Genomic DNA, 14,983 nt, shown 5'->3' on the forward strand with positions numbered 1-14,983 from the left:
TACTCATCTTTACTTATATTTGTTTATCCATGAATAATACCAGTCATATAGTTTTTTATTTTGAACATTAATATTATAATTATCGTTTCCTCTAAAACTACGATCAAAATCCTGTTTTTTCCAAGATTGAAATTCATTAATCCATGGATTTACTCCCTCATCTATTGAGAGAAGTTTTACTTTATCAGAATATATAACTGAAGGATCTATGTTTTTAGATAGTATTGTTGGTATACCAGATGCTTGAGCTTCTATTGCTACTACTGGCAAGCCTTCATAAAGAGAAGGCATAGCAAATACATCAAATGCAGAATAAAACTTTTCAGTACTTTTTACACCACGTACTCTAATGATATGAGCGGCACTTTTCTTTGATTTAATGTACTTTTCTAATTCTTGTTCATCAGGCTGATTCTTCTCGCCCTTTCCAATAATCATTAAGTAACTCTCGGGATACTCATCATAAAATTTATCAAATATTTCAACAAGAAATTTTTGATTTTTTTGTTCAACCACTCGTCCAATGTTTCCAATTAAAAATGATTTCTCTGGAATATGATACTTTTTTCTTATTTCTTCTCTTGCAGATTGATTAAATTGATATTTACTCTGATCAATTGCATTAAACAAGATATTAAATTTTTGATTTCCGTAGAGATATTTTCCAGCCTCTTCACCACACGCTACTAATTCGTTGGCTGACCAACTAGTTAATTTCTTATAGATCCTATCTTTAACAGAATCACTATCATTTAGGGCTAAATGAGAATGGGACACACGAACTGGAACACCCAAAATTTTTGCAATAGTTAGTGGAAAGAAATTCATCAGGCTCATATGACTATGTACAACGTCAGGTTTTTCTTTTTTTATAAGTTGGTAAGTTGATTTTATATTTCCCCACAGACTTTCTCTTCGAGCCGGAATTTGATACATTTTATTTCCTAATTGTTCCGACATTTTCTTTTTTGCTGAATCTGCAGTATGTAGATAAACTATTGATTCCTTTACATCATAATCTTTATTTAACTTACCAGTATAATTTAATAAAACTTGCTCTACTCCACCATTAACAAAACCAGCCGTAAAATGCATAACTTTCATTAATTATCACTTTTCACTTTCTAGCAAACTAGATATTTGATTTGCTTGTTTCTTCACATCAAATTTATTTAAAGACGAATCAAGTGATGATCTTTCCTCATTTGTTTTAAACTTTATAGTACTTAACTTCTTAACCCAATTATCTTTGTCATACCCAGTAATTCGTTTAATATTTTGTGTTACAAACACTTGTGGTGCTACATTACTAGAAGCAAGGACAGGCAAAGCACTTACCTGTGCCTCTAATGGAACAAGACCAAATCCTTCATATAAACTTGGAAATAAAAGTATGTCCATGGCCGAATACCATTTATTTAATCTATTAGTGTAAGTTATAAATTTAACTTTTTTCTTAATTCCTAATTCATCGGCTATTCTCACAATTTCACTCTTCATCGGGCCATTACCGATCATTAAGAATGTACTATTAGGATTGCTCTTAAGATATTCTGAAAAAACTTGTAAAGCAAAAATAGGATTCTTTCTTTCTTGTAAAACACCGGCAAATCCAATTAATCTTTCATTTAAAGATATATTTAATTCAGCTCTAAGTTCTTTACATGCTTTCGCATCAAATTTAAAATTATCTAATTCAATTCCATTATCTATAACAGTTACATCTTTTAATGTATTAAACATCCATAATGCAGAATCTTTAGAAGTAGCTAATTTCACATCGGTCATATTATTAAGAATTTTTTTCCCTCTATTATTCATTACATTCAGAAAATACATTAAAATTTTATTTTTAAAAACATGACTATAATATGCATTATGAGAATGACAAACTATTTGTGCATTTGTATAGCGTTTTGCATATTTTACAGGAAAATAATTCCAAGAAGACGAATAATTAAAATATATAATGTCAAAATCATTATTTTTTAGAAAGTTTTTCCACCATTTCACATGTGCCAATGGCCGTTTTGTTATAGGTACTACCCTTTCTAATCGCCACCCTAAGTCATCACATGTTTTATTTGTTTCTTGTTTTGAATCAATTCCATATCCTACACATTGAATATTATATTTATTAACATCAAAATGGGGAAACATATTGAATATAAACTGAGTCAAGCCACTTCCACTAATAAAGTCCCCAACAATTAATAGTTTCTTCGCGGTCACTTTGAATAAATCCCCTCTAATATTTCTACAGTATTACTAATGTCATAGCCAGCCTTTTGAACTTCCTTATATGACTTTATACGGTTAGATTCACGTGATTCTTCAACACTTTTTAACGCTAAATCAACATATTTCTCAGGTGAAGCAGTAATATCAATGATTTTAATTTGACTAGTTACTTTTGCCTCTGGCTCAATATTATTACTTGCTATACATTGTAAACCCGTTGCTTGAGCTTCAATAAGAACAATTCCCAACCCCTCATAATGCGATGGAAATAGAAATGCATCACTCATAAACATTAAATTTTTAACGTCATTTCTTATTCCTAAGAATTTAACATGTGATGAAATATCTAATTCTTTTGCTTTTTGCTGTAGCTTTTCTCTTAGTTCACCATCTCCTACCAAAAATAAAATTGAATTCGAATCTTTTTTTAGAATTTCTTTGAACCATCTAAATAAAAAGTCATGATTTTTTTGATGAGATAATCTTCCTACATGTAAAAAAACGTTTTCATTCTCTACATTGAACTTTCTTCTATATTCATCTCTAATTAGAGGGTTAAAACTATAGTCTTTCGTCTTAATCCCATTAGGAATTACTACCGCAGACCGATTTCTAAATAGCCATCTAGTAGCACCCTCACTACAAGAAAGGCGGATTATATCATTTCTATAATTAAGTCTTCTATTGACAAAGTTTAAAACTCTGCGTGCATACATTCCTGGATTCATATATGAATTATGAGAATGCACAATTACTTTAGAGTTAGAATACTTTAATGGCAATGTAATACCATCAGAATAACTCCACGTTAAAACGTTATTATGGACAAAGTCATAATTATTTTCTTCGATTATCTTCTTTAATTGATTTCTATTTGCTTTTAAATTTTCTCGTCTTCCTGGTATGTTATAAATCTTTCCACCTAGACTTTTTATTTCGTCCGAATAAGCTAGAGCTTTTCCACCAGTTTCCATGTTTACAAAATCAAATTGAAATTTATTACGATCAATATTTCTATATACATTCATAATAAAAGATTCAATTCCACCATAGTTAGACGTCATTCCAATTTGAAGAATTTTTTTCAAATTTTCCACCTACTGTATAAATCATGCTAAAAATGAGTTTGTTTTTTACCAATTCCAAATTTTCTATTGATAAAACTAATAGCCTTTTTCACTAATTGTTTAGGGCCAATTTGTCCCCATGGAATTTCTTTATAGCTTTCATTAGTGGTATATAACCAAACATCCATTAAAAGCTCTGAAATATATCCAAATACTCTCGCTTCTTGAACAGAATAATCTGAAATATCAATTTCATTTTCAAGCTTCTCTAGAACCCCAAACATAAAATTGCAGTATGAATCAAATGCATCAGCTTTCATAATAAACATATTAAACATGTGTGCTTTTCGGCTTTTCATCACTTTATCAAAAGCTGTTAAATATGCTGGATATGACTTTTCAATTATTTCGCGTGTTTTATCTAAAGGTTCTTTATGATGTGCATGAATGTAATGAGAATAGTTTGTCTCAATATAGTAATTTCTCTTTTTAGGTAAAAGTACATCATATTTTTGTAAGAGTTGTTCTACCTTTTCAATATTTATAACGTTCTCTAAATTATATGGTTTTTTATCGAAAAAAAGACGTCGATAGTGAACTAAGCCTACAGCATCGACATCTTTTAAATTTTTCCAAGCCCAATAAATAGCTGTTAACTCATTATAATTAGGATTTTTTTCCGATATATTATCTCCTTCATCATCTCTTTGATAAGGAATATCTGGTTTATAATTTTTCTTGGCGCCTACTAATACTGGTAAGTATCCAGGAACAGCTGGCATTGGAAATTTTTTATGAGCAGCAATTAAAATTTTTATCTTCATTCTAACTCCATTAATACGCACTATTCGGATGAACAACAACACCGACAGTCTTTAGTAAAATCTTAAAATCAAACCATAAACTACTGTTATTAATATATTCAAGGTCTAATTCGACCATTTCATCAAAGTCTGCATCATTACGCTTAGTTACTTGCCATAAACCGGTACAACCAGGTGTAACAGTCAGGCGTAATTTATCATAATCAGTATAATCAGCTACCTCCATTGGTAAAGGTGGACGTGGACCTACTAAAGACATATCGCCTTTTAACACATTCCAAAGCTGAGGTAATTCATCAAGACTATATTTTCTAATTACATGACCAATCTTAGTTACTCGAGGATCATCTTTGATCTTAAACATTGCCCCGTCAATTTCATTTTGTTCTTCTAATTGTTTTACCATTTTATCGGCATTCACAATCATTGAACGAAACTTCCACATTTTAAATGGTTTTCCATTTTTTCCGATTCTTGTTTGTGAATAAAATGCTGGGCCACCATCTTCTTTTTTTATTTTTACAGTCAAAACTCCAAATAATGGTGATAATAAAACCAAAGCAACTCCGCTAGCTAAGATATCAAATCCACGTTTTACAGTATGATATACTAAACGTCCATTAACTTTTGACGGATCTAGTTCTACTTTTTTAACGTCTTGTGCCATCATTTAAAACTCTATCCCCCAATAATAAAATTAAAATAACCAGAAACGTTTCTTTTTCTTTAAAGGTTTCCAATTTAAATTAACATTATCAGAATTGATAATGTTTCTTGCATTCTGCTTAAAGCTATTAGCAACATCCAATCCTTGCGTCTTTTCTAACTTTTCATAAGCGTCATGCATTCGACTTTCACGTTTTGACAATGTATGGGCATCTGAAGCAAAGGTAGCTACTTGACCAGCTTCCACAAATCGATCAGCTAACTTTTCAATTTCTTTACCGAATACTCCCACATACGAGCTAGCAGTTATCTGTGTTAAACAACCTTGTTCAATAAATTCTTGTAATCTTTCTGGATGAGCTAAGATCCCCGAATTTCTTTCTGGATGAACAATAATCGGGGTAATCCCCCGTCCTAACAACTTAAAAGTCATATCCTTAGCATAAGTTGGTACATCTTCACTGGGAAATTCTAATAACATATATCTGCCATCTTCATCACAGAACAAGATATCATCATCATCTAAAGCTTGAGGTAAATTACCATTTAGACGAACTTCTTGACTCGGAAATACTGTTAACGGAATATTATGTTTCTTTAATTCAGATTGAAACGTAGTAGTTTCCTTAATAATGTCCTTTTTATGATTTAGGTATTTTCCATTTAAAGTATGAGGCGTCATTAACGCATGAGTAATTCCATCTGTTACTGCTGCCTCTGCTAATCCTAACGATGAATCTAAATCAGGAGATCCATCATCAATACCTGGCAATATATGTGAGTGAATATCAACTAATACCATTTTTCTTATTTCGATTCTCCATCTTTTTGTTGACCATAGCCATAACCATACCCGTAGCCATATCCATAACCATCTGGACCAGTTCTTACGTCATTCATTACATACCCTAAAACGTGCGTCTTAGTTAAGTTAAGCATTTCAATTGCACGTTCAATACCGGCCTTTTGAGTAACACCTTGACGAACAACTAATACTACCCCGTCCATTTCGCTAGCAAGGATTTGAGTATCAGAAACTTCAAGAACAGGAGCAAGGTCTAAGACAACTAAATCATAATGTTCTTTAACCATGTTTAAAAATGCCCGCATTCTATTAGAACCCAATAATTGTGCTGGGTTAGGTGGAATAGGACCAGCAGACATAACTGAAAGATTCGGAATGATATCTTCTCTCACAATATCTGCCATGTCTACTTCATTAGAATGTGAAGTTAAAATTGTTGTCAATCCTACTCGGTTAGAAATATTAAAGGTTTGATGTAGTGTAGGTCTGTGTAAGTCCGCATCAATTAATAAGACTTTTTTCCCTGATTGAGCCATAGTTACAGCTGTATTAACTGTCACCGTCGACTTACCTTCACTAATATTGGCAGAAGTAAAGGCTAAGGCCTTAATCTGATGATCAACACTTGTAAAATCAATATTAGTCTTAACAGTTCTAAACTGCTCACTTACTGGATTTTGTGGTTTTGCTACAGTAATTAACTTAGCACCATATTGCATGGTTTCATCAGTACCACGTTTTTTACGTCTATTAAACAATCCCATTTATACTCTCCTATACGCGCTTCTTCTTACCAGAATTATTGTCATTATTATTAATACTAAACTTATTAGACAAGTGGAAGTGAGATACATGACCTAAGTTAGTTAACCCTAATTCTTTAGTCAAGTAATCATCATCTCTAACGGTAGTATTAAATGAATCACGTAAAATAATTAAAGCAACGCTAATAATTAAACCTAGAACAACCCCAGCTAAAGTAAAGAGAGTCGTCTTAGGGAATGTCTTAGTTCCAACAGAAGCAGGAGAAACAATAGTAACATTGTTCACATTCATAATATTCTTGATTTTATTCTTAAATGTTTGAGCAACTGCGTTTGCGATGGCTTGTGCCTTTTCTGGATCATTACTCTTAGCACTAATCGTGAAAACCTGGGATTGTTGTTGCGTAGTTACAGAAACTGCTTTTTGCATTTCTTTAGCACTAACGTTATATCCCCGTCCCGCTCTTCTAACTACTGCTGGTTCAGCTGGTTTAACTAATTTCTTAGTTCCATCAGCTAAAGTACGGTACTTAGCTGGCTTAGCTTCCTTTACAACTTCAGTAGGGTTCTTTAGCCATTTAGAAGCATCTTTTAAGATAACTGGACTAGTAACAATATCTTTATAAGTATTGATTAATTGTATATCTGCTTGTTGAGCATTGAAAGCTTGTCCAGCATCAGTAGTATTTCTCTTTTGATTAACCAAAATTTGAGTTGTTGAAGTATACTTTGGTTCAATTACAAAAGCAGCTAAAACAAATCCTACCGCTCCTAATCCAATTACCCATAAGATAATGGACCAAATATGTGCTCTAAGAAGCATCCATAATCTACGTAAATCGATTGTATTTTCAGTCTTTGTACTGTTTTCCACTTTTTCCTATTCTCCTGTCTTTAAGGTTTCCGGCTTAAGCCCTAAGGCAGCACGTAACTTATTACTAATTCTTTGACATTCTGCTTGACTAACTGACTCATAAGCAACACCATTTTCCCAGTCGCCTTGTCCCTGAGCATGATCAGTTGTGATATTATCCGTAGCATGGCGATAGTTCTGAGCTAACGCAACCATATTATCAAAACTTAAATTAGTCATAGTTTGCTTAGAGATTGAATTCAAGAATGCTTGGTTTACGACTGTCTTATAAGAAATGGAACTCTTTAGTAATGCCATAATTACAAGTCTTTGTCTCTCTTGACGCCCATAATCTCCTTTAGGATCGTCATATCTCATTCTACTGAATGCCAAAGCTTTCTTCCCATTCATGTGATAAGTTACACCCTTAGTAAAATGGTAACCTTCATAATCAAAGGTTAATGGTGACTTAACTGTCACTCCTCCAACTTGATCAATTGCCTTCTCTAATCCTCCCATATTTACCATTACGTAAGCGTCAGTTGGAATATTGAAGTACTTCTTGATCGTTTTGACAGTTTCGTCTACACCACCATAAGTATAAGCTGAATTAATCTTGGCTGGTGAATAATCTGGATAGCCCGGTAAGTTAACTTTCATGTCTCGAGGCAAGCTAACAACTGTAGTCTTATTAGTCTTAGGATTAATAACCATCATCATGATGGTATCAGTTCTACCCTTATAAGAACGACCAAATTCACCTGTATCTGTTCCTAATAAAAGCAAGCTCATTGGCTTTTTGTCTTTAAGGGTGTCGCTAACCTTTCGATCACTAATTTCGTTACTCATCGGATTATACATATTGTTAGTGGCAACATGGATATTGTGCCAAGCGATAATAACCGCAATGATATCTACCACAAAGAAGACACCTAATACAATCCAAAAGATACGCCAAAACTTTTTACGTCGATGATGACGGTGATGATGTGAGCGATGTCTTAATTCATTATCACTATTATTATGATCCATTTTATTCCTCTTTTATTTTTCGTTTTTTAGTAACACTAAAAATCATTATACAAAAAATATTTGAAAATTAATAGAAAATTCACAATTAGCATAAAAAAACGCATTTATTGAATTAAAATATGCTCTAAATAGCAATCTAACCACCTTCACGCATATAAGTGTACTGTCACCCCCCCCATAAAGTCAATATGAACCCATTAAATGTTATTTATTTTTTCGACGATTTTGCTTATTTTTCTAGCGCTTTTCTTAATTTTAAAAGTAAATCTTTCTTCACTCGCTGCAAGGTTCTACGCGAGCATCCCGCCTGCTCAACCAAAGCTGTAACCTCCCTCTGCCCCAATAAATGCTCAAAAAATAATAACCGCTCAATCTCTTTTAACTTCTTAACTTCATCTTTCAAAACTACTAAGTTATCCCAATCAACTTCTGTCGTTCCTAATTCCGTCCCATTATTTATCTCTTCATTTCTTTCGCTTCTGCGTTGAATCTTTCTCAGTTCATCTAAGGTATGCCAAAGAATCTTCTTAAAGGCTAGCTTATCAATATCCTCTCCTGAACTTTCTTCTAGCATCCCCGCATAAATCAAGACCCCATCCTGCAATAAGTCTGCATAATCTTGATAATCTGCCCTAACCCCAGCTGCCTTAATTGCTCCAGCAACTAAACGCCGATTTTCCCAGGCTTTAATAAAATTTCTTTCTGTAATCATATTGTGATCATTCCTTAATCAAAATGTCACAAGCGCTTGTGCAGAAAATAGATTATCAGAAGCAAAATCTTACTCAAATCCAAGACCTAGTATCTTCAAAAGCTTGCTACTACGCACTTTTTATTTTTACATTTGTTCGGCTTTTCCTTTTTACTCGTCTTTAATCGCTATCCTTTTTGGTAAATAAAAAACACGCTTTTTCAAGCGTGTTTATAAAATTGATTTAATTCTTCTAGACAGTCGATAAAACAAATTATGATCATGAATTTTCCAATCTTTAATGTCAAAAAATTCAGCGCATTGTCGACCATAATTTCGATGAAATTCTTCAATTGCAGCTTCCGCAAGATCCTTTAAATTTAAGGCATTCTGAATCTTAGTTAAATAAAAGTATTCTTGATCTGCTACTAAGGTTTTCTTTCTGCACTTACACAATTTCAAATGAAAGCCATGAGAATTCGCATATTTAACTAACATTTGACCAAAAACATGGTTATGCGTAATTGCCTCTGCTAAACGCTTATATAGGTTCGGTGCATAATCATCGAATTCAAAATTATAAGTGCAGCCATTATCTCGATGAGAGAAGACTACTTTATCTTCTACTTGTTGTACTGTTTGCATATGATGTAGGCCAATCCAGCAAGTATGTCTTTCTGAATGAGCTCTTAACGAAAAATAGGCAATCTCTCCTAAAGAAATCGCATGGCGATAATAAAAGCCTAGTTCTTTCTGTAATTTCTTTTGCAATACTGCTCCTAAAATTAAACGATGCTTCAAAAAATAATTAACTAATTGTCGACTATTTTTTTGACATAAAATAATACCCTCTTTTTTATCTAGGATAACTGACTGGTATTTTCCTTCAAGCGGATTTTTATGAAAATCATATAAGGCAATCATATTTTCATTTAATTGATATAGATTATTCTCGTGGACAAATGGTCTAAATGCAGAAGTACAGATTGAGTCTGTTACTCTAGTCTTAACTAATTCTTTGGACCAAGTATTTAAGTCCCTACCTGCTGGCAGATTAACGCTAAACTTATTAAGTTCTCTGTTCATATTCACTCCTTTTCTTCTATAAAATAACACATTTTATTAAGGAATATAATCATATCAAAAAACAAGCATATAAAAAAGGCCCCTATACAAAATGTGTAGAAGCCTAATTAAATAACTTTTAAAAGTTTAAAAATTCATCTGGTTTCATCCCAAAACCTGCTCCAATGACAGTTTTGAAGGTTGAAACATCTTGAACACCGTCAAATTGTTGACCATTAATAATAAAGTAAGGTACTGATTCAATGCCGCGACTTTCTAAGTCAGCTTCTTCTTGCATAACTACATCTTGATATGCATTTGAATCCAAAATCTTTTTAACTTCGCTAGGATCTAACTTATTCTTTTTTGCCACATCTAATAATACTTTATGGTCTGCTAACTCCTTATTTTCAGTAAAGTAAACATAGAATAAATCATCAGCTAGATTTTCAATTAGCTTAGAATCGTGATAAGTTACCTTAGCCCATTGAACCATCCGGTGAGCATCCATGGTATTTGTATTATAAGCAGTTGCTTCATTAATTGTTAAACCAACTGCCTTACCCATTGCCTTAGCATGATCATAGGCTGCGTTTGCTTTAGCTAACGGAATTGCCTTCTCATAGGCTAAGAGGACTGCATTAGTTTGCTTAGTTGACTTAGGAGCATCTAAGTCAATTTGAAAGGCATTTAAGTCATAGTCTATCTTATCCTGAACGCCTAATTCTTTAATTGCTTTTTGTAAGTTAGTTTCACCAATGTAGCAGTAAGGACATGCATAATCGCCCCAAATTGAAATTTTCATTTTCAACTCTTCTTTCTGTTATTACACTCTCACCTCTACAATAGGAACTTTATGAACAGAAAGCAACTATTTTCGCTTGCGCTTTAACTCATCCTTAGTAGCTACTAAGTCAATAATCTTTTGCGACGATAAATTAGGATACATATGCGTTAAGTAACCTAATAATTCAACGAAATTCAACAGATAATTCGTTAAGTCTTCGCTTTCCATCTTTCCACCAGTAAAAGTATTATCTTTCATATTTGAAAATAAGTAGAAATCACGCACTAATCTCATTTTTTGATAAGTCAAAAGCTCACTATAGATGTCATGAATATCTAACCGTATTTCCTGCTCATCTGTAATTTCCTTTTTAACTGGTAAATCAATTGCATATGCAGAGTCGCCACCATGAACTAAACTTAAGTATGACTTTTCTTCAAGCATCATATCGCTAATTTCTTTAAATTTTTCATCAGTGAAATCCATATTAGCTTCTAAACCTGTTAAATAACCGGGTAACGCATTAACTAGGTCATCTTCAGTCTTAAATGAAGGTGTTAGCACATAAATATAGCGTTCAGTCCTAATAAATAAAATGTAATAGGTTAAGTCTAGCTGCTGCAACTTTTTACTAAAACCAATTATCTCTTGCTCTAGGCGATCGCCTTCAGGAGTCTGAATTTCAAACTGGCCGCCCTGATAAGGAACTCGATAAACCTGCCAAAAGTCTTCGACTTTAAAGCCATTAATTGCTCGATCTTCAAAAGCTTCCTTATTAAGCAATTTAGCTGGATCCGGCTTTTTATTTTCTAAATCCTTTAAAACTGCCTGAGGATTAAGAATATTACGGTTAGCATATTCCATCAGCATTACTTGAATATCATGGTAGGTCGACATATTCTGATCGCTACTATCTTGAAAGTAGACCTCTCCTAACTTATCCGTATAGTTAGCTACTAAGACGTAATCCCCAATTGCGCCTTCTTTGACTAAGTCTTCAGCAAAATCTACTATTTCTCCTACTCGCTGCTCAGCTTTGCTTAACTTTTCTTCAGGCAGATCATGACGAGGACGCTTTATTTTTCGCATTGCTTTTACATTAAACAACTCATCTTCTAAATCGCCTTTTAAGACATCAATAAATTCCTGATAGTCTAAATCAAGCCGTTGTACAAAGCTAGCAATTAACCTAAAAATTAAACCTTCAGCCCTAGCTGGTTGATAAGAACGCCGTAAGTTATCACTAATATAAGTTTCTTCAAAATCTGGCGTTTGTACAATAATTGCTACATCAAAAGTATTTGGTGTCTCGTATACCTTATCCAGTAATTCTCGCATTCTCTTACTTAACATTTCTATCCCTGCCTATTCAAATCATCTCACTTGCTACCATTATACGGATCTTCCCCTCGATAGACAAAAAGTCTGCTAGCATAGCAGACTTTAAGTTAAATGTTTTCGCCGTACATAATATTTGAAAAACTACCATTTAATGACTTATCGTTGCTTACATGTAAGTCAACTACATTGCCTTTGCCAGCCTCATCGACTAAGACAATTGGCTTTTGTTTGTGCCAGCAAAATAGGAAAGTCTTGTGTTGACCATCTTTAGTTAAGTCATGGTTATAAATAGCTAAGACATCGTAGTCATAATGGTGTTCGCCTTGAGGACTCCAACCAATACTAATCTTTTTACCATTTAGCTTAAAAGTATCTTTCTTAAACGCATCTGGGTAAATTCGGTTAGCTGAATTAGTAAGTTTAGTCTTACCATCATACTTAGTATAGGTTTGGTTATTCTTTTTGCCGTAGTCTTTCATTTCTTGGGCAAGTTTTTGGTCTTTTTTCTTATTCCACTGCTTCTTTTGCACTGTCTTAGAACTCTTAGTACTATTATCGCTAGTCGAAGCAGAATTGGTAGAACAGCCGCTAGCTCCTACTAAGCTAAGCACTACCGCGCTAATTAGTAATATCTTCTTCATTTGTATAATTCCTCTTTTCTTTTATTCTTATCCTACCATTAAATTTACACTTTCGGCGCAATTTAATCTCGCATAAAAAAGTGTAATTTCACTTTTTGAGCAAAATTACACTTTAAATAAAAGAAAATTAGTATTAAGAGGCTAGTTTGCCTTCTGATATATCAAATTATTGATTGCTTCAATTAAATCTTCTTTCGTAGGCACACCTTCATAATGATAACGACCAATTTCGAAGTATGGTACAGCATCCACATTTCGGTTAGCTAAGTTATTTTCATCTTCAATAACTACATCTCTATATTCTTCACTAGTAAGAATCTTTTTAGCAGATGAAGCATCCAATCCAGCGTCGTTGACTATTTTTAATAAAACATTATCACTAGCGATATTTTGGCTTTCAACAAAATAAGCTACAAAAATCTCATCAATTAACTTAGCTGTTTTTTGGTTTACTTGCGTATCATTAGACCATTTAGTTAAACGCAAAGCCTTCATCGTATTAATTGGAAGCGTATCTGCATAATCAATAGTTAAACCTGCATCCCTAGCTTGTTCAGTAATATTTTGAAATCTTTCATAAAGTTGCTGTTTGGTTAAACCATATTTTTGCGTTAACATCTCCCCACGTGTTAGGCGTGGATTTTCAGTAGCAGTTGGAGCAATTTGAAAAGTGCAAAAGTTATACTCTAACTTATTTTGATCAATACCTACTGTCTTTATCGCTTCATTTAACCTATGAAAAGCAATATAACAAAATGGAGATGCATAATCCATCCAAAAATTAATTCTCATTGTATGCCTACTTCCTTGCTATTCACTAGCCTTTTTAATTAAAGCTCTCAAATCAGCATCAGAAAAATCTTTACCATATTTACTTTGTAATTCTTCCAAAATGAAGCCATTGTTACGATCACGATGGATCATTTCACGTACATCTTTAATAATTTCTTCTCTTTCACGATCAAATGTTGGAACTGTCATATTTATAACCTTCTTTCAAATATATCATCCGCTTTCATTCTTAATTGTATGAGCTTAGGACACTAATGACAAAAATTTGATCTTGGCATAATAAAAAGGTAGTCCATCTATAAGACTACCTTTTATAAATCATGTTGATACTTTTTCAAGAGAACAACTGCAATCCAAATTGAAATAAATGAAGGTAAAATAATTACTACTAATAAATCTGGATTAAGAATGTGAACTGTTTTTATCATTTTAGTAATCGTATGAATCTTCGCAATATTATTGAAGATTGATTGATAAACAGTTACATAGATCAAAGACCACTGAATGCAGTATTCAATCAGAGTTAAAGTTATTTCTGAAATCTGATGATACTTGTTAACCTTCTTAAGCCCTTCATATAAGAAGAGACCAGATAAGACTACTAGAGCAGCTAATAGTAAGAACAGGTTACCTAGCTTCATATCATGCACTTTATTAATAAATAAAGCTGCAGTTCCAAAGAAGATGAGAAAGTTAATCGTGCTTAAAACTAACAATACCAAGAAGAGAATAATTGCTTTCAAAAAATAAAAGCGATTCTTAGAAGTAAAGATATAGCCAGTAACAACTACGGCTAAAACAATTAGGAAGATTGGTAGAACTTGCATTATGCTTCAGACTTCTCAATCTTATTAATTAAAGCCTCACAGCCACGACAAATGTCTTGATAAGCAGCTTCAAAGTCACCAGTATACCATGGATCATCAACATCCATCATTGAACCAGTAAAAGATAGCAACTTGTATTCTTTCCTCTCTGGGTCTCCTGCCGAAATATGATTCATATCAAAGAAATTCTCTTCATCCATTCCCACAATATAATCATATTTCGCGTAGTCGCTCTTAACCATCTTTTTAGCCTGGCGATGAGTAAAAGGAATTCCATGTTCATTCATAACTCTTTGTGAACGAACGTCAATATCTCGTCCAATCCCGCCAATAATTGCATCCTCAGTAGTAGCTGCAGATGCAATTTCATACTCGCTTTCTTTTCCAAGGTTCTTAACAATCTTTTTAGTAACAAATTCAGCCATTGGAGATCGACAAATATTACCATGGCAAACAAATAAGATTTTCTTAGTCATTTTTATCCCTTATTTCTTTAAAATATATAATTTAATTCTAAAGCTAAGTCATTTATTTAAGCAAGAAAAAATACCGACTAAAGCTTATCAGCTCCAATCGGTATTTCTCTT

At 33.1% G+C, this 14,983-nt stretch carries 18 protein-coding genes; all 18 read right to left on the reverse strand.

Annotated elements, in window-relative coordinates:
• Positions 1-9: 9 nt before the first annotated feature.
• The gene (locus H1A07_RS05500) at positions 10-1,104 is read right to left on the reverse strand and encodes a glycosyltransferase (RefSeq protein WP_210144633.1); all 1,095 of its coding nucleotides are present in this window, start codon (positions 1,102-1,104) and stop codon (positions 10-12) included.
• Positions 1,105-1,110: 6 nt separating this feature from the next.
• A complete protein-coding gene (locus H1A07_RS05505) occupies positions 1,111-2,232 on the reverse strand; it encodes a glycosyltransferase (protein ID WP_210144635.1) in 1,122 nt (373 codons plus the stop codon).
• Positions 2,229-3,329 carry a glycosyltransferase family 1 protein gene (locus H1A07_RS05510; RefSeq protein WP_210144636.1) on the reverse strand — a complete coding sequence of 367 codons (1,101 nt, stop codon included), beginning with the start codon at positions 3,327-3,329 and terminating at the stop codon, positions 2,229-2,231. The genes H1A07_RS05505 and H1A07_RS05510 overlap by 4 nt, the downstream gene beginning before the upstream one ends.
• Positions 3,330-3,355: 26 nt before the next feature.
• Positions 3,356-4,132 (reverse strand): DUF4422 domain-containing protein, encoded by a 777-nt coding sequence (locus H1A07_RS05515; RefSeq protein ID WP_210144637.1) that lies wholly within the window; start codon positions 4,130-4,132, stop codon positions 3,356-3,358.
• Positions 4,133-4,142: 10 nt separating this feature from the next.
• Positions 4,143-4,802, reverse strand: a complete 660-nt coding sequence (locus H1A07_RS05520) for a sugar transferase (RefSeq protein WP_210144638.1) — start codon at positions 4,800-4,802, stop codon at positions 4,143-4,145.
• Positions 4,803-4,829: 27 nt separating this feature from the next.
• Entirely contained in the window at positions 4,830-5,600 is a 771-nt protein-coding gene (locus tag H1A07_RS05525; protein ID WP_210144639.1) for a tyrosine-protein phosphatase, read from the reverse strand.
• Between the two features lie 5 nt (positions 5,601-5,605).
• Positions 5,606-6,367 carry a CpsD/CapB family tyrosine-protein kinase gene (locus tag H1A07_RS05530; RefSeq protein ID WP_210144640.1) on the reverse strand — a complete coding sequence of 254 codons (762 nt, stop codon included), beginning with the start codon at positions 6,365-6,367 and terminating at the stop codon, positions 5,606-5,608.
• 10 nt (positions 6,368-6,377) lie between these two features.
• The gene (locus H1A07_RS05535) at positions 6,378-7,241 is read right to left on the reverse strand and encodes a YveK family protein (protein ID WP_210144641.1); all 864 of its coding nucleotides are present in this window, start codon (positions 7,239-7,241) and stop codon (positions 6,378-6,380) included.
• Between the two features lie 6 nt (positions 7,242-7,247).
• On the reverse strand, positions 7,248-8,252 hold the full coding sequence (locus H1A07_RS05540) for an LCP family protein (RefSeq protein ID WP_210144642.1): 1,005 nt from the start codon (positions 8,250-8,252) through the stop codon (positions 7,248-7,250).
• Between the two features lie 229 nt (positions 8,253-8,481).
• The gene (locus H1A07_RS05545) at positions 8,482-8,964 is read right to left on the reverse strand and encodes a sigma-70 family RNA polymerase sigma factor (RefSeq protein ID WP_210144643.1); all 483 of its coding nucleotides are present in this window, start codon (positions 8,962-8,964) and stop codon (positions 8,482-8,484) included.
• Between the two features lie 210 nt (positions 8,965-9,174).
• Complete coding sequence (locus H1A07_RS05550) at positions 9,175-10,029, reverse strand: hypothetical protein (protein ID WP_210144644.1); 855 nt, start codon at positions 10,027-10,029, stop codon at positions 9,175-9,177.
• 118 nt (positions 10,030-10,147) lie between these two features.
• Positions 10,148-10,813: a DsbA family oxidoreductase gene (locus tag H1A07_RS05555; protein WP_210144645.1), complete on the reverse strand. Its 666-nt coding sequence runs from the start codon at positions 10,811-10,813 to the stop codon at positions 10,148-10,150.
• Positions 10,814-10,879: 66 nt separating this feature from the next.
• A complete protein-coding gene (locus tag H1A07_RS05560; protein WP_210144646.1) occupies positions 10,880-12,148 on the reverse strand; it encodes a hypothetical protein in 1,269 nt (422 codons plus the stop codon).
• A gap of 95 nt (positions 12,149-12,243) precedes the next feature.
• Positions 12,244-12,777, reverse strand: coding sequence for a DUF4767 domain-containing protein (locus H1A07_RS05565; protein ID WP_210144647.1), 534 nt, complete (start codon positions 12,775-12,777; stop codon positions 12,244-12,246).
• A gap of 141 nt (positions 12,778-12,918) precedes the next feature.
• Positions 12,919-13,569 (reverse strand): DsbA family oxidoreductase, encoded by a 651-nt coding sequence (locus H1A07_RS05570; RefSeq protein ID WP_210144648.1) that lies wholly within the window; start codon positions 13,567-13,569, stop codon positions 12,919-12,921.
• Between the two features lie 18 nt (positions 13,570-13,587).
• Entirely contained in the window at positions 13,588-13,758 is a 171-nt protein-coding gene (locus tag H1A07_RS05575; protein ID WP_164477441.1) for a hypothetical protein, read from the reverse strand.
• Positions 13,759-13,880: 122 nt separating this feature from the next.
• Positions 13,881-14,396, reverse strand: a complete 516-nt coding sequence (locus H1A07_RS05580; protein WP_094496464.1) for an SA1002 family membrane protein — start codon at positions 14,394-14,396, stop codon at positions 13,881-13,883.
• A complete protein-coding gene (locus H1A07_RS05585; protein ID WP_057719384.1) occupies positions 14,396-14,872 on the reverse strand; it encodes a low molecular weight protein-tyrosine-phosphatase in 477 nt (158 codons plus the stop codon). The genes H1A07_RS05580 and H1A07_RS05585 overlap by 1 nt, the downstream gene beginning before the upstream one ends.
• Positions 14,873-14,983: the final 111 nt, after the last annotated feature.

Origin of the sequence: Lactobacillus taiwanensis (genome assembly GCF_017894345.1) — a bacterium.
Classification (GTDB): Bacteria; Bacillota; Bacilli; order Lactobacillales; family Lactobacillaceae; genus Lactobacillus; species Lactobacillus taiwanensis.

Excerpts from the sequence above, each read along its gene's own strand:
- H1A07_RS05500 (WP_210144633.1), bottom strand. The coding sequence starts at position 1,104 with ATGAAAGTTATGCATTTTACGGCTGGTTTTGTTAATGGTGGAGTAGAG.
- H1A07_RS05515 (WP_210144637.1), bottom strand. The coding sequence starts at position 4,132 with ATGAAGATAAAAATTTTAATTGCTGCTCATAAAAAATTTCCAATGCCA.
- H1A07_RS05520 (WP_210144638.1), bottom strand. The coding sequence starts at position 4,802 with ATGATGGCACAAGACGTTAAAAAAGTAGAACTAGATCCGTCAAAAGTT.
- H1A07_RS05525 (WP_210144639.1), bottom strand. The coding sequence starts at position 5,600 with ATGGTATTAGTTGATATTCACTCACATATATTGCCAGGTATTGATGAT.
- H1A07_RS05530 (WP_210144640.1), bottom strand. The coding sequence starts at position 6,367 with ATGGGATTGTTTAATAGACGTAAAAAACGTGGTACTGATGAAACCATG.
- H1A07_RS05540 (WP_210144642.1), bottom strand. The coding sequence starts at position 8,252 with ATGGATCATAATAATAGTGATAATGAATTAAGACATCGCTCACATCAT.
- H1A07_RS05545 (WP_210144643.1), bottom strand. The coding sequence starts at position 8,964 with ATGATTACAGAAAGAAATTTTATTAAAGCCTGGGAAAATCGGCGTTTA.
- H1A07_RS05550 (WP_210144644.1), bottom strand. The coding sequence starts at position 10,029 with ATGAACAGAGAACTTAATAAGTTTAGCGTTAATCTGCCAGCAGGTAGG.
- H1A07_RS05555 (WP_210144645.1), bottom strand. The coding sequence starts at position 10,813 with ATGAAAATTTCAATTTGGGGCGATTATGCATGTCCTTACTGCTACATT.
- H1A07_RS05560 (WP_210144646.1), bottom strand. The coding sequence starts at position 12,148 with ATGTTAAGTAAGAGAATGCGAGAATTACTGGATAAGGTATACGAGACA.
- H1A07_RS05565 (WP_210144647.1), bottom strand. The coding sequence starts at position 12,777 with ATGAAGAAGATATTACTAATTAGCGCGGTAGTGCTTAGCTTAGTAGGA.
- H1A07_RS05570 (WP_210144648.1), bottom strand. The coding sequence starts at position 13,569 with ATGAGAATTAATTTTTGGATGGATTATGCATCTCCATTTTGTTATATT.
- H1A07_RS05575 (WP_164477441.1), bottom strand. The coding sequence starts at position 13,758 with ATGACAGTTCCAACATTTGATCGTGAAAGAGAAGAAATTATTAAAGAT.
- H1A07_RS05580 (WP_094496464.1), bottom strand. The coding sequence starts at position 14,396 with ATGCAAGTTCTACCAATCTTCCTAATTGTTTTAGCCGTAGTTGTTACT.
- H1A07_RS05585 (WP_057719384.1), bottom strand. The coding sequence starts at position 14,872 with ATGACTAAGAAAATCTTATTTGTTTGCCATGGTAATATTTGTCGATCT.